Origin of the sequence: Klebsiella sp. GW_Kp181, assembly GCF_040062315.1 — a bacterium.
Classification (GTDB): domain Bacteria; phylum Pseudomonadota; class Gammaproteobacteria; order Enterobacterales; family Enterobacteriaceae; genus Klebsiella; species Klebsiella oxytoca.
On the sequence record NZ_JBEAFR010000053.1, the window covers coordinates 191,339 to 205,898 of the forward strand.

General features: G+C 58.3%; 11 protein-coding genes. 5 read left to right on the top strand and 6 right to left on the bottom strand.

Annotated elements, in window-relative coordinates:
• Positions 1-13: 13 nt before the first annotated feature.
• Entirely contained in the window at positions 14-493 is a 480-nt protein-coding gene (locus ABLV11_RS12065) for a hypothetical protein (protein ID WP_026055890.1), read from the bottom strand.
• Between the two features lie 298 nt (positions 494-791).
• Between ABLV11_RS12065 and rimO the strand changes: the two genes are divergently transcribed.
• On the top strand, positions 792-2,117 hold the full coding sequence (rimO, locus tag ABLV11_RS12070; protein ID WP_004100537.1) for a 30S ribosomal protein S12 methylthiotransferase RimO: 1,326 nt from the start codon (positions 792-794) through the stop codon (positions 2,115-2,117).
• Positions 2,118-2,243: 126 nt separating this feature from the next.
• Here the strand turns inward: rimO and gsiD are convergent, their stop codons facing one another.
• The 5 genes from gsiD to iaaA are packed head-to-tail and all read right to left on the bottom strand — an operon-like array spanning position 2,244 to position 8,513.
• A complete protein-coding gene (gene gsiD, locus ABLV11_RS12075) occupies positions 2,244-3,155 on the bottom strand; it encodes a glutathione ABC transporter permease GsiD (RefSeq protein ID WP_017146287.1) in 912 nt (303 codons plus the stop codon).
• 1 nt (position 3,156) lies between these two features.
• A complete protein-coding gene (gsiC, locus tag ABLV11_RS12080; RefSeq protein ID WP_004100533.1) occupies positions 3,157-4,077 on the bottom strand; it encodes a glutathione ABC transporter permease GsiC in 921 nt (306 codons plus the stop codon).
• Between the two features lie 52 nt (positions 4,078-4,129).
• Positions 4,130-5,668, bottom strand: a complete 1,539-nt coding sequence (gene gsiB, locus ABLV11_RS12085; RefSeq protein ID WP_004100531.1) for a glutathione ABC transporter substrate-binding protein GsiB — start codon at positions 5,666-5,668, stop codon at positions 4,130-4,132.
• Positions 5,669-5,705: 37 nt separating this feature from the next.
• Positions 5,706-7,559, bottom strand: coding sequence for a glutathione ABC transporter ATP-binding protein GsiA (gene gsiA, locus ABLV11_RS12090; protein WP_105889975.1), 1,854 nt, complete (start codon positions 7,557-7,559; stop codon positions 5,706-5,708).
• A 12-nt stretch (positions 7,560-7,571) separates the two neighbouring features.
• A complete protein-coding gene (gene iaaA / locus ABLV11_RS12095) occupies positions 7,572-8,513 on the bottom strand; it encodes a beta-aspartyl-peptidase (RefSeq protein WP_126488830.1) in 942 nt (313 codons plus the stop codon).
• 448 nt (positions 8,514-8,961) lie between these two features.
• On the opposite strand from iaaA, the gene moeA reads away from it, so the two are divergent.
• The 4 genes from moeA (at position 8,962) to ABLV11_RS12115 (ending at position 14,442) form a co-directional block, all read left to right on the top strand.
• Positions 8,962-10,197 carry a molybdopterin molybdotransferase MoeA gene (gene moeA / locus ABLV11_RS12100; RefSeq protein ID WP_049591116.1) on the top strand — a complete coding sequence of 412 codons (1,236 nt, stop codon included), beginning with the start codon at positions 8,962-8,964 and terminating at the stop codon, positions 10,195-10,197.
• On the top strand, positions 10,197-10,952 hold the full coding sequence (moeB, locus tag ABLV11_RS12105) for a molybdopterin-synthase adenylyltransferase MoeB (protein WP_004100525.1): 756 nt from the start codon (positions 10,197-10,199) through the stop codon (positions 10,950-10,952). Before moeA ends, moeB begins: the two co-directional genes overlap by 1 nt.
• A gap of 153 nt (positions 10,953-11,105) precedes the next feature.
• Positions 11,106-12,005, top strand: a complete 900-nt coding sequence (locus ABLV11_RS12110; protein ID WP_004111617.1) for a glycyl-radical enzyme activating protein — start codon at positions 11,106-11,108, stop codon at positions 12,003-12,005.
• A 4-nt stretch (positions 12,006-12,009) separates the two neighbouring features.
• Positions 12,010-14,442, top strand: coding sequence for a formate C-acetyltransferase/glycerol dehydratase family glycyl radical enzyme (locus ABLV11_RS12115; protein WP_004100520.1), 2,433 nt, complete (start codon positions 12,010-12,012; stop codon positions 14,440-14,442).
• The last annotated feature ends 118 nt before the right edge of the window (positions 14,443-14,560 follow it).

Here is a 14,560-nt window from a genome sequence, read left to right on the forward strand (position 1 = left end):
GCTTTCGGGCGAATCAACGAAAACTCCACTGCACGCTCACCACAAATATCGCCGGGATAATAATCCCGGTTTCTACGCCGAAATAAGGGGTAAAATTGTACTGCAGGCCATGATAAATATAGGGAGAGAAACCGACGCCGGTCAGTTTCTTCGCCGTTCGATAGGTACCTGAATCGCCGCAATCGCTAAAAGCTTTAAAGAAGAACTCCCCGGTGTAGGCATAGACGCCCTTAAACGTCCAGCCATTTGTCCCCGCATACCAGTCTCTCCTTGCCCCCAGAGAGAGGCAGCGATCGTCAAAACTATTTTTCATGGTCCCGACTAACAGGCTGTACTTTGAATCTGCCGACAGCTTTCGCTCAACGGAAAAAAATTGATTATTGAATTTTTCGTTATATTGGCCGTGATTGCCGGTCATATGATAGACAAATGAACCGGTATTCACTGAATATAACGCCAGCTCGTCGGCATAAACTGGCGCTGTGCCAATCATTACCAGCGCGCACGCTGAACCACCCAACTTTTTAAACATCGGAAACCTGATAAAAAATGAAAATCCATAGCAGTGACTATTTTACTGTCTCTGGCTTAAACCTGATTTAAACCACCTGCGCTGGCTCCGGCGGCAAAAGATGAATAACGGCGTTATTTTTCTCAACAATACGGATAATCAACGCCGTAAAAAGAGATGCTGCTGTCTGCGGGCTAACAAGAAAAGGAGTATAAACTTTCCGCCGATCTCTGTAGAATCCCTGCCCTGACCATCCCAATAATTGAACACTTTTTAAGCTATGAGCAATGTCACCCCTCAGCCGAAGATCGGCTTTGTCTCTCTGGGCTGCCCGAAAAATCTGGTGGACTCAGAACGTATCCTGACTGAACTGCGTACCGAAGGGTATGATGTGGTTCCCTCCTACGATAACGCTGATATGGTTATCGTTAACACCTGCGGCTTTATCGATAGCGCCGTGCAGGAGTCGCTGGAAGCGATTGGCGAAGCGTTGAAAGAAAACGGCAAAGTGATCGTCACCGGCTGCCTGGGCGCAAAAGAAGATCAGATCCGCGAGGTGCATCCGAAGGTGCTGGAAATTACCGGCCCGCACAGCTATGAACAGGTGCTGGAGCACGTCCACCACTACGCGCCGAAGCCTAAACATAACCCGTTCCTGAGCCTGGTGCCGGAACAGGGCGTGAAGCTGACGCCGCGTCATTACGCTTACTTAAAAATTTCTGAAGGCTGCAACCATCGCTGCACCTTCTGCATCATCCCGTCCATGCGCGGCGATCTCGTCAGCCGTCCGATTGGTGAAGTGCTGGCGGAAGCCAAACGCCTGGCCGACGCGGGGGTAAAAGAGCTGCTGGTGATTTCTCAGGACACCTCCGCCTACGGCGTCGATGTTAAACATCGCAGCGGCTTCCACAACGGTATGCCGGTTAAAACCAGCATGGTTAGCCTGTGCGAAGAACTGGCTAAGCTTGGCATCTGGGTGCGCCTGCACTACGTCTATCCCTATCCGCACGTTGATGATGTGATCCCGCTGATGGCGGAAGGCAAAATTCTGCCCTACCTCGATATCCCGCTGCAGCACGCCAGCCCGCGCATTCTCAAGATGATGAAGCGTCCGGGCTCCGCCGACCGTCAGCTGGCGCGTATCAAGCAGTGGCGCGAAGTCTGCCCGGAACTCACCCTGCGCTCGACCTTTATCGTCGGCTTCCCGGGCGAGACGGAAGAAGATTTCCAGATGCTGCTGGACTTCCTGAAGGAAGCCCGCCTCGACCGAGTCGGCTGCTTCAAGTACAGCCCGGTAGAAGGCGCGACCGCCAACGAACTGGCGGATCAGGTACCGGAAGACGTTAAAGAAGAGCGCTGGAACCGCTTTATGCAGCTTCAGCAGCAGATCTCCGCCGAGCGTCTGCAGGAGAAAGTCGGCCGCGAAATTATGGTGCTGATCGACGAAGTCGATGAAGAAGGAGCCATTGGCCGCAGCATGGCCGATGCGCCAGAAATCGACGGCGCGGTGTACCTCAACGGCGAAAGTAAAGTCAAACCGGGCGACGTTGTGCGAGTGAAAGTCGAACACGCCGACGAATACGATCTGTGGGGCAGCCGGGTTTAATTCCGCCCGCTGAACCTGTCCCGGATAGCGGCGCTCATGCGCCCTATCCGGGCGACAAATCCGCACAGGATTAGCGTGCGATGTGCTTTCCCGGACACCTGTCCGGGCTGCACAATCCTCGAACGCCTAACCTTTTATCTTCGGATCCAGCGCATCGCGCAGGCCATCACCCAGCAGGTTAAACGCCAGCACCGTCAGAAAAATGGCAATTGCCGGGAACAGCGCCACGTGCGGCGCCATCACCATATCCGCCCGCGCCTCGTTCAGCATTGCCCCCCACTCCGGCGTCGGCGGCTGCGCGCCAAGGCCCAGAAATGACAGGCTGGCGGCAGAGATAATCGACACTCCGATGCGCATCGTAAAGTAGACCACAATCGATGATACCGTTCCGGGCAAAATGTGGTTAAACAGAATGTTAGCGTCGCTGGCGCCAATGCTGCGCGCCGACTCTATAAAAGTCTGCTGCTTAAGCACCAGCGTATTGCCGCGCACCAGACGCGCAAATGCCGGGATCGAAAAGATCGCCACCGCGATGATGACGTTCGACATTCCGCTGCCCATCACCGCCACGACGGCAATCGCCAGAAGAATGCCAGGGAAAGCAAACAGCACATCGCAGATGCGCATAATGATGCGATCCCACCAGCCTTCGTAATACCCGGCCAGTAGCCCAAGTACGGTGCCGATAGCCGCGCCGATCAATACCGCCAGTACCCCGGCGGCCAGCGAAATCTGCGCGCCGACCAGCACCCGGCTAAAAATATCGCGCCCCAGCGAATCAACGCCGAACCAGTGCATCATCGACGGGCCATCGTTGAGCCGATCGTAGTCAAAATAGTTTTCCGCATCGAACGGCGCGATCCACGGCGCCACGATCGCCACCGCAATCAGCAGCAGCACAAATATCCCCGCGCCCATCGCCACCGGCTGGCCGCGAAACCGCCGCCAGAACTCGTGCCACGGGGTACGTATCTGCCCGGGTTTAACCCCCGGCATCGCGTTGATAACCGCTTGTCTTCTCCAGTTGAGCAATCGCACCTTACTTATACCTGATAGCCGGATTAATGGCGGCATACAGTACGTCCACCACTAAATTAATAAGAATAAACTCCAGCGAAAACAGGAGCACTTCCGCCTGAATCACCGGGTAATCGCGCATCTCCACCGAGTCCACCAGCAGACGTCCGAGACCAGGCCAGTTAAAGACCTTTTCCACCACGATTGAACCGCCGAGCAAAAAGCCGAACTGTAGCCCCATCATAGTGACGACCGGGATCATCGCGTTGCGCAGGCCGTGCTTGAGCACCACCAGCGTTTCGCTGACGCCTTTCGCCCGCGCGGTGCGCATATAGTCTTCATGCAGAACATCGACGAACGAGGCGCGGGTAAAACGCGCCATCACCGCCGCCACCGCCGCGCCCAGGGTGAGCGAAGGCAGAATATAGTGCCGCCAGCTGTCGGCGCCCACCGTCGGCAGCCAGCCCAGTTCAACGGAAAAGATCTGCATCAAAAGCATACCGAGCGCAAAGGCCGGGAACGAGATGCCGGTGACCGCCAGCGCCATGCCTATACGATCCGGCCAGCGATTGCGCCACACGGCCGCCACGATCCCTGCCGCCATCCCGAAGATGACCGCCCAGCCCATACTGGCAATCGTCAGCCAGAAAGTGGGCATAAAACGGCTGGCGATTTCGCTGCTCACCGGGCGGCGGGAAGCCATCGAGGTGCCGAAGTCGCCCTGCAAAATGTTGCTGATATAGTGCCAGAACTGCACGTGCAGCGGGCGATCGAGCCCAAGCTGCTGGCGCACCATTCCCACCACCTGGGCATCGGCTTCCGGCCCGGCAATCAGCCGAGCCGGATCCCCGGGCAGCATATGCACGAACAGAAACACCAGCACCGCTACAATCAGCAGCGTGGGGATCAGCCCCAGCAGGCGTTTAATCACATAATTGAGCATGCTTCTCCTTGCGCAAATTCCCCGCAGCCTGCGCCCGGGGACCCACAACTCTCTACTTAAGATCCGCCTGTTCAAAGCTAAATCCGGTATCCGGCTGGATGTAGAACCCGGTCAGATTTTTACTGTGCGCCGAGACCAGCTTTTCTACGACCAGCGGCACCCACGGCGACTCTTTCCAGATAGTATCCTGCGCGTCTTTATACAGCCGCGTTTTTTCCTGCGCATCGGTGGTTTTCAGCGCGTCATTGAGATCTTTATCGACCTGCGGATTGCTGTAGAAAGCCGTATTAAACAGGGTCGGCGGCCAGTTTTGCGACGCAAACAGCGGCGAAAGCGCCCAGTCGGCTTCCCCGGTCGACGCCGTCCAGCCGGTGTAGAACATGCGTACGCCGCTCTCTTTCTGTCCCTTACCTTCAACTTCCGCCGCGCGCTGGCCCGCATCCATCGCCGTCAGCTGCGCCTTAATGCCCACCTGCGCCAGCTGCTGCTGGGTAAACTGCAGTACTTTCTGCGCCGTGCTGTGGTTGTGCGATGACCATAGCGTCGTGGTAAAGCCATTCGGATAACCCGCCTCTTTCAGCAGCTCACGAGCTTTAGCCGGATCGTACGGCCAGGCGCTGTAGCTTTCAGCATAGGCGATAGACGGCGGCACCACGCCGGTCGCCGGTGTGGCGTAGCCGGCAAAAGCGACTTTTACCAGCGCCTGACGGTTGATAGCGTAGTTAATCGCTTCGCGCACTTTGGGATTATCGAACGGCTTCTGCGTCACGTTCATGCTGATATAGCGCTGCATAATTGACGGGCTGGCCACCAGCTCTAGCTTGCTGTTTTTCTCCAGCAGCGGCGCTTGCTCGTAGGGGATCGGGAATGCAAACTGCGCTTCGCCGGTCTGCAGCATCGCCGCGCGGGTATTATTATCCACGACCGGGCGCCAGGTGATGGAGTCCAGCTTCGGCAGCCCTGGCTGCCAGTAACCGGCGAATTTTTTCACTTTCACAAAATCGGTCTGGTTCCAGGTATCGAGCTGATAAGGCCCGGTGCCAACCGGATGGAAGCCAATCTCTTTACCATATTTCTTCAGCGCCGCCGGAGAAATCATCGCCGTCGCCGGATGGGCCAGAATGTTAATGAACGCCGAGAAAGGCTGTTTGAGGGTAATTTTCACCGTGGTCGGGTCTACCGCTTCGGTGCTGGCGATATTTTTATACAGGTTATAACGCTTGAGATGGTTTTCCGGGTTGCTGGCGCGATCGAGGTTCGCCTTAACCGCTTCGGCATTAAACTCGGTACCGTCCTGGAACTTCACCCCCGGATGTAGCTTAATGGTATACACCAGGCCGTCCGGGGAAACGGTATAGCTTTCCGCCAGCACGTTCTGTAGCTTCATCTCTTTATCGAGGCCGAACAGCCCTTGATAGAAGGACTTGGCGACGGCCTGCGACAGCGTGTCGTTAGCATCATACGGGTCGAGGGTCGTAAAATTAGAACCGACCGCCACCACCACATCTTTTGCGGCCAGAGCCGGAGCGGCTGTCAGCGCCGAGGCGACGCCCAGCGCCAACAGCCATTTGCCTGATACGCGTTGAGTCATGTTGTTCTCCTGAAATGCTGCATTATTGGTGTCGTTGTTAGCGCGCCAGCACGTCGGCGGCGGACTCTCTGGCGACAAAGTGCCCCGGCCCCACCTGCTGTAACGGCGTACTGATCCCCTCTTCGCCCCGCTTGAAAATGTTACCCGGCAGCTCGTCGGAGAGCAGCACACGCTGCGGACGGCGATGCGCAGGGTCAGCCACCGGAACGGCGGCCATCAGTTTACGGGTATAGGGGTGCTGCGGGTTTTCAAACACGGCGCGGCGCGGGCCAATCTCGACAATACGCCCGCGATACATCACCGCCACGCGGTGGCTGATGCGCTCAACCACCGCCATGTCATGGGAGATAAACAGAAATGCGATGCCCATCTCACGCTGTAGATCGAGCATCAGATTGATAATTTGCGCGCGAATCGACACGTCCAGCGCCGATACCGACTCATCGGCAATCACCACTTTCGGATTGAGCGCCAGCGCGCGGGCAATACAGATGCGCTGCCGCTGGCCGCCGGAAAACTCGTGCGGGTAGCGCCACGCATGTTCCGGCTCCAGCCCGACGCGTTCCAGTAGCCAGCTGACCCGTTCGCGGGCGGCATCGCCCTCCAGCAGCCGATGCACCCGCAGCGGCTCCATAATCGAATAGCCCACCGTTTGCCGTGGGTCGAGGGAAGCGTACGGGTCCTGAAAAATAAACTGAATATCGCGGCGCAGCGCCTGAAGCTTACCGCCCGTTAGCGTATCAATTCGCTGGCCGTTGAAGATAATGCTGCCGCCCTGGGTCTCTACCAGCCTCAGCAGCGCCCGGCCGGTCGTCGATTTACCGCACCCGGACTCGCCCACCAGGCTCAGGGTTTCGCCGGGCCATAAATCAAAGCTGACCTTTTCGACCGCATGCACCTCACGGGTTACGCGGTTGAGAATTCCGCTACGCAGCGGGAAGCGCGCCACCAGATCGCGAACTTTAAGGATCGGTTCTCCGGCCACAACGGTGTTCTGCCCCTCCGACGACGGGCTCTGGTTTAACAGCGGGAAGCGACGCGGCAGCGAAGTGCCGCGCATCGCGCCCAGCCGCGGCACCGCGGCCAGCAGCGCCTGGGTATACGGGTGCTTCGGCGCGCGAAAAATCTCTTCCACGCTGCCGGTTTCCACCGCTTCGCCGCGATACATCACCAGCACGCGGTCGGCGATATCGGCGACTACCCCCATATCGTGGGTAATAAAGATAACGCCCATCGCCATCTCTTTTTGCAGGACGGCAATCAGCTGTAAGATCTGCGCCTGGATAGTGACGTCCAGCGCGGTCGTCGGTTCATCGGCAATCAGCACCGCCGGACGACAGGAGAGCGCCATGGCGATCATCACCCGCTGACGCATCCCGCCGGAAAGCTGGTGCGGATAGCGTGAGAGCATGGCTTCCGCTTCCGGAATGCGCACCTGATCGAGCATTTTTTTCGCTTCGCGCAGGGCATCATCATGCTTCAGGCCCTGATGTAAGCGGATAGATTCGGCAATCTGCTCGCCGATGGTGAAGACCGGATTGAGCGAGGTCATCGGCTCCTGGAAAATCATCGCCATATCCGCGCCGCGCACGCCGCGCATTTCAGCGTCAGACTGTTCGCTCAGCTCAATCACCTGCCGACTGCGACGGCGCAGAAGTAGCGCATCGCTGCGCACTTCGCTGACCGCCCGATCGAGCAGGCGCATCAGGGCCAGCGAGGTCACCGATTTTCCCGAGCCCGACTCGCCGACAATCGCCAGCGTTTCGCCGCGCCGCAGGGTAAACGACAGGTCGCGGACGGCAGAAAAAGCCTGCTGTTGCTGATTAAACACGACGTTCAGGCCGCGCACCTGCAGAACATCATCGGCATCGATTTCTTGACTATGCGGCAACGCCCTTTCCTCTTATTCGCGATAAATACCAATCGTGGGCGTATCGCCCGCATAACACCAGGCACGGTACATGCCTTCGCTGTTAAACGGCAGCGCCACGTTGCCTTCTCTGTCGATGGCGATCAGGCCGCCGCTACCGCCCAGCGCCGGAAGCTTCTCCATCACTACCCTTTCGCAGGCCTCCTGCAGGCTGAGCTGGCTATACTCCATCAGCGCCGAAATATCGTAGGCCGCCAGGGTCCGCATAAACACTTCCCCGGTACCGGTACAGGACACGGCGACGCTGGCGTTATTGGCGTAGCAGCCCGCACCCGGCAGCGGGCTGTCGCCGACGCGTCCCGGTAGCTTATTGGTCATCCCGCCGGTTGAGGTCGCCGCCGCGAGGTTGCCCGTCAGATCCATGGCTACCGCGCCGACGGTCCCCATTTTGTGCCGCTCATCCAGCGGCGCGGCGTGGTGATCGAGCACGATATCGTCACCTTCCTGCGCCTGACGCAGCTGCAGTAAACGATCAGGAGTAGAAAACAAGCTGTTATCGACGCGCGCCATACCGCGGGAAGCGGCAAACGCTTCCGCCCCTTCGCCAATCAGCAGCACGTGCGGACTTTGCTCCAGCACCAGCCGCGCCGCCAGCACCGGATTGCGTAAATGCTGAACGCCGGCCACGGCTCCCGCCTGTAGGCTGTAACCATCCATGACGCAGGCATCGAGTTCATGGCGACTATCGCGGGTAAACACGGAGCCAATACCGGCATTAAATAGCGGGCACTCTTCCAGCAGCCGAACTGCTTCGGTTACCGTATCCAGCGCGCTGGCCCCGGCCGCCAGCATTTTTTGTCCACTATCGACAATCGCCGACAGCGCTGCCACGTACTCCCGCTCGCGCTCCGGCGTCATCTGCGCGCGGCTAATCGCCCCGGCTCCGCCATGAATTGCTATAACCGCCTTACCCATCGCGCCATTCCTTAACGATAAAGTGTATAAATATCATTATCGTGCTGACTGTCCTATACAATTTTTGAATATAGAAAGAGCGGAGGGTGATGTAAAGCTTGTACCCAGGTGGGTTATAGCCCGTCTCTCTTTTCTGCCATATACCCGTCATACTTCAAGTTGCATGTGCGTTGGCTTCGTTACTCGGCTCATCCATGAGCCTCGCCCTGACGGGCCGCCGTTACACGGCGTTCAAATCTGTTCCGTACAGATTTGTCGCTCACCCCAGTCACTTACTGAAGTAAGCTCCCGGGGATGTAATGAGGGACATCCTTGTCCCTCACCAGAGGCAGCCTTCAGCTGTTCAAATTCGTTCCCGACGAATTTGTCCCTACGTCGCCGCCTGCCTGCAACGCGAATTATTTAAGGTATAATAGGCGTTTTCGATGTTTGCCCGCAGGAGAAACCCATGGATTTTACCGCCGGACTGATGCCGCTCGACACAGCCCTGACCCAGATGCTCAATCGTATTACGCCGCTGAATGCGACGGAAACCGTACCGCTGTTGCAGGCCTTTTCGCGCGTGACCGCCCATGATCTCGTTTCACCGCTCAACGTGCCCGGTTTTGATAACTCGGCAATGGACGGCTATGCGGTACGCCTGGCGGATCTCACCGACGGCGCAGCGCTGCCGGTCACCGGCAAGGCCTTCGCCGGTCAACCTTTTAACGGTGACTGGCCGGCGGGCACCTGTATCCGCATTATGACCGGCGCTCCGGTGCCGGAAGGCTGCGACGCGGTGGTGATGCAGGAGCAGACGGAACAAACCGATGGGGGCATCCGCTTCCTCGCGCCGGTGAAAAGCGGACAGAATATCCGTCGTCTCGGCGAAGATATCGCCCACGGTGCGGTCGTTTTCCCTGCTGGCACCCGCCTGACCGTTGCCGAGCTGCCGGTTCTGGCCTCGCTGGGGATTGCCGACGTCGAGGTGATACGCAAAGTGCGCGTGGCGGTTTTCTCTACCGGCGATGAACTCCAGCTGCCGGGCCAGCCCCTCGCCGACGGGCAAATTTACGATACTAATCGCCTGGCGGTACACCTGATGCTGCAGGAGCTGGGCTGCGAGGTCATTAACCTCGGCATTATTCCCGACGATCCGGCTAAGCTGCGGGAAGTCTTTATCGAGGCCGATCGACAGGCAGACGTGGTGATTAGCTCCGGCGGCGTCTCCGTCGGCGAAGCAGACTACACCAAAGCGATTCTCGAAGAACTGGGTGAAATCGGCTTCTGGAAGCTGGCGATTAAACCGGGTAAACCTTTCGCTTTCGGCAAGCTCAACCACAGCTGGTTTTGCGGTCTGCCGGGTAACCCGGTTTCCGCAACGCTAACCTTTTACCAGCTGGTCCAGCCGCTGCTGGCGAAGCTCTCCGGCAACGGTGGGCAGGCTCAGCCGATGCGTCTGCGCGTGCGCGCCGCAACCCATCTGAAAAAATCGCCCGGACGACTCGATTTTCAACGCGGCGTGCTGCAGCGCGGTCCGGACGGCGAACTGACGGTTAACAGCACCGGTCACCAGGGATCGCATATCTTCAGCTCATTCAGCCTCGGCAACTGCTTTATCGTGCTGGAGCGCGAGCGCGGCAACGTGGAAGCGGGCGAATGGGTGGACGTTGAGCCCTTTAATCATCTGTTCGGAGGGCTGTAATGAGCGTGGAGCTGAGCGATGCGGAGATGCTGCGCTATAACCGGCAGATTATTCTGCGCGATTTCGATTTTGACGGTCAGGAGCAGCTGAAAGCCTCCCGCGTGCTGGTTGTCGGCCTCGGCGGGCTGGGCTGCGCCGCCGCGCAGTATCTGGCGGCGGCAGGCGTCGGCCTGCTTACCCTGCTCGATTTCGACACCGTTTCGCTCTCCAACCTTCAGCGCCAGACTCTGCACAGTGACGCCACCATCGGCCAGCCGAAGGTCGACTCCGCCCGCGCCGCGCTGGCGCGGATTAATCCCCACGTTCAGCTCACGGCGCTCAACGCGCGGCTGGAAGACGAGGCGCTGGCGGCGCAAATCGCCGCCCACGATCTGGTGCTCGACTGTACCGACAACGTCGCGATCCGTAACCAACTCAACGCCGGATGTTTCCGCCATAAAACACCGCTGGTCTCCGGCGCGGCAATTCGCATGGAAGGGCAAATCAGCGTTTTTACCTGGCAGGAAGATGAACCCTGCTACCGCTGCCTGAGCCGTCTGTTTGGCGAAAACGCCCTCACCTGCGTAGAAGCCGGGGTGATGGCGCCGCTGGTCGGCACCATTGGTTCGCTACAGGCGATGGAAGCGATAAAGCTGCTGACCCGCTACGGCAGCCCGGCAACGGGAAAAATCGTCATGTACGACGCCATGCGCTGCCAGTTCCGCGAAATGAAATTGATGCGTAACCCTCAGTGTGAGGTGTGTGGCACGCCTTAGCCCTTTTCCGGCGACTGCCGTCGCCGGATGATTTGTGACCCGCAGCGGCTTTTTTGCCTCGATTTTCCTCCCTCCTTCTGCTTGTTGATTTATATCAATACAACTTTCATTCGAAAGTAATTTAATCTTCATATGCAAACAAGAGGGTGAATCATGATCTTCAACATTCAGCGTTACTCAACCCATGACGGCCCGGGGATCCGCACTGTCGTATTCCTCAAAGGCTGTTCGCTGGGCTGCCGCTGGTGCCAGAACCCGGAAAGCCGCGCCCGCACGGCGGATTTGCTGTATGACGCCCGCCTTTGCCTGGACGGCTGCGACCTCTGCCAGCAGGCTGCGCCGGAAGTGATTACCCGTAAGCTGGACGGTCTGATTATCCATCGCGAAAAGCTCACCGATGCGCATATCGGCAAATTGCGCGACTGTTGCCCGACGACGGCGTTAACGGTGTGCGGCGAAGAGAAAAGCGTCGAAGAGATTATGGCCACGGTGCTGCGCGACAAACCGTTTTACGACCGCAGCGGCGGCGGCGTCACGCTTTCCGGCGGCGAGCCGTTTATGAATCCCGAGCTGGCCCGACAGCTGTTTGAGGCCAGCCACCGCGCCGGGATCCACACCGCGGTCGAAACCTGCCTGCACGTGCCGTGGAAATACGTCGAACCCGCTTTGCCGTTTATCGATCTGTTTCTCGCCGATCTCAAGCACGTCAACGAAGCGATTTTCCAGCAGTGGACGGACGGCAGCGCCCGTCGGGTACTGGATAACCTGCAGCGCGTCGCGCAGGCCGGAAAGAAAATCATCATTCGCGTACCGCTGATCCAGGGCTTTAACGCCAACGAAAGCGATATCGCCGCCATTACCGATTTTGCCGCTGACCGTTTAAAGGTTGGCGAGATCCACTTTCTGCCTTACCACACGTTAGGCATGAATAAATACCAATTACTCAGTCAGCCCTATACCGCTCCGGATAAACCGCTTGCTGCACCCGAGCTGCTCGCCTTCGCGCAGCACTATGCTCAGAGCAAAGGTTTAACGGCGACTCTACGAGGATAACCTTATGACAACGTTGAAACTGGATACTCTGAGCCCGCGCATACAGGCGCACAAAATGGCGCTGGTGCATATCGTCAAGCCGCCGGTCTGTACCGAACGCGCCCTGCACTATACCCAAGCCTATCAGCAGCATCTGGATAAGCCGATCCCGGTACGCCGCGCGCTGGCGCTGGCCCACCACCTGGCGGAACGCACAATCTGGATCAAGCACGATGAACTGATCGTCGGCAACCAGGCCAGCGAAGTTCGCGCGGCGCCAATCTTCCCGGAATACACCGTTAGCTGGATCGAAAAAGAGATCGACGACCTCGCCGATCGCCCCGGCGCCGGTTTTGCCGTTAGCGAAGAAAACAAACGCGTGCTGCACGAAGTGTGTCCGTGGTGGCGCGGTCAAACGGTACAGGACCGCTGCTACGGCATGTTCACCGATGAGCAAAAAGCGCTGCTGGCCACCGGCATTATCAAAGCGGAAGGCAATATGACCTCCGGCGATGCTCACCTTGCAGTCAACTATCCGCTGCTGCTGGAAAAAGGCCTCGACGGCATGCGCGCGAAAGTCGCCGAGCGCCGTTCGCGCATTAACCTGACCGTACTGGAAGATCTGCACGGCGAGCAGTTCCTGAAAGCCATTGATATCGTGCTGGAAGCGGTGAGCGAACACTGTAAGCGCTATGCCGGGCTGGCGCGCAGCATGGCCGCGACGGAAAGCCGTGAATCCCGCCGCGACGAGCTGCTGGCGATTGCCGAAAACTGCGACATCATCGCCCATGAGCCGCCGAAAACTTTCTGGCAGGCGCTGCAGCTGTGCTATTTCATCCAGCTGATTCTGCAGATCGAGTCCAACGGTCACTCGGTCTCTTTCGGCCGTATGGACCAGTATCTCTACCCTTACTACCGCCGCGACGTTGAGCTGGCACACTCTCTGGATCGCGAACACGCCATTGAGCTACTGCACTGCTGCTGGCTTAAACTGCTGGAGGTGAACAAAATTCGCTCCGGCTCGCACTCCAAGGCTTCCGCCGGGAGCCCGCTGTATCAGAACGTCACCATCGGCGGCCAGAATCTGGTGGACGGTAAAGCGCAGGATGCGGTGAACCCGCTCTCCTACGCCATCCTGGAATCCTGCGGTAGGCTGCGTTCGACTCAGCCTAACCTCAGCGTGCGCTATCACGCGGGCATGAGCAACGACTTCCTCGACGCCTGCGTGCAGGTGATCCGCTGCGGCTTCGGCATGCCGGCGTTCAACAACGATGAAATCGTCATCCCGGAATTTATCAAGCTGGGGATCGAGCCGCAGGACGCCTACGACTATGCCGCTATCGGCTGCATTGAAACCGCCGTCGGCGGTAAATGGGGCTATCGCTGCACCGGGATGAGCTTTATCAACTTCGCCCGCGTCATGCTGGCAACCCTGGAAGGCGGCCGCGACGCCACCAGCGGCCAGGTTTTCCTGCCGCAGGAACATGCGCTGTCAAAAGGCAACTTCGACAACTTTGAACAGGTCCTGGCCGACTGGGACACGCAGATCCGCTACTACACGCGCAAATCTATCGAGATTGAGTACGTGGTCGATACCATGCTGGAAGAGAACGTGCACGATATCCTCTGCTCGGCGCTGGTCGATGACTGCATTGAACGTGCGAAGAGCATCAAGCAGGGCGGCGCGAAATATGACTGGGTATCCGGTCTGCAGGTCGGTATCGCTAACCTCGGCAACAGCCTGGCGGCGGTGAAGAAACTGGTGTTCGACCAGGGCGTCATTGGTCAACAAGAGCTGGCCAAAGCGCTGGCTGAAGACTTCGAAGGCCTGACCCACGAGCAGCTGCGCCAGCGCTTAATCAACGGCGCGCCGAAATACGGTAACGATGAAGATAGCGTCGATATTTTGCTGGCTCGCGCCTACCAGACCTATATTGATGAGCTGAAGCTGTATCATAACCCGCGCTATGGCCGCGGCCCGATCGGCGGTAACTACTACGCCGGCACCTCGTCCATCTCCGCCAACGTGCCGTTTGGCGCTCAAACGATGGCGACGCCGGATGGCCGTAAAGCGCACTCGCCGCTGGCGGAAGGGGCAAGTCCGGCTTCCGGTACCGACCACCTGGGGCCGACCGCGGTGATCAGCTCGGTAGGTAAACTGCCAACCGGCTCAATTCTTGGCGGCGTACTGCTTAACCAGAAGCTGAACCCGGCTACGCTGGAGAATGAGTCGGATAAGCAGAAACTGATGGTGCTGCTGCGCACCTTCTTCGAGGTGCACAAAGGCTGGCATATTCAGTACAACATCGTGTCGCGCGAAACGCTGCTGGAAGCGAAGAAACATCCTGACCAGTATCGTGATTTAGTGGTCCGCGTGGCCGGATACTCGGCGTTCTTTACCGCCCTGTCGCCGGATGCTCAGGACGATATTATCGCCCGTACCGAGCATACGCTGTAAGCCACATCCCCCGGCTTGCGCTGCGCTTAGCCGGGCTACAGGTTCGAAGCCGTTTGCGGGCCGGTAGATACTGTTATGCCATGCAAGCATTTTTCGTATGCAGTGTGGCATCGAACGG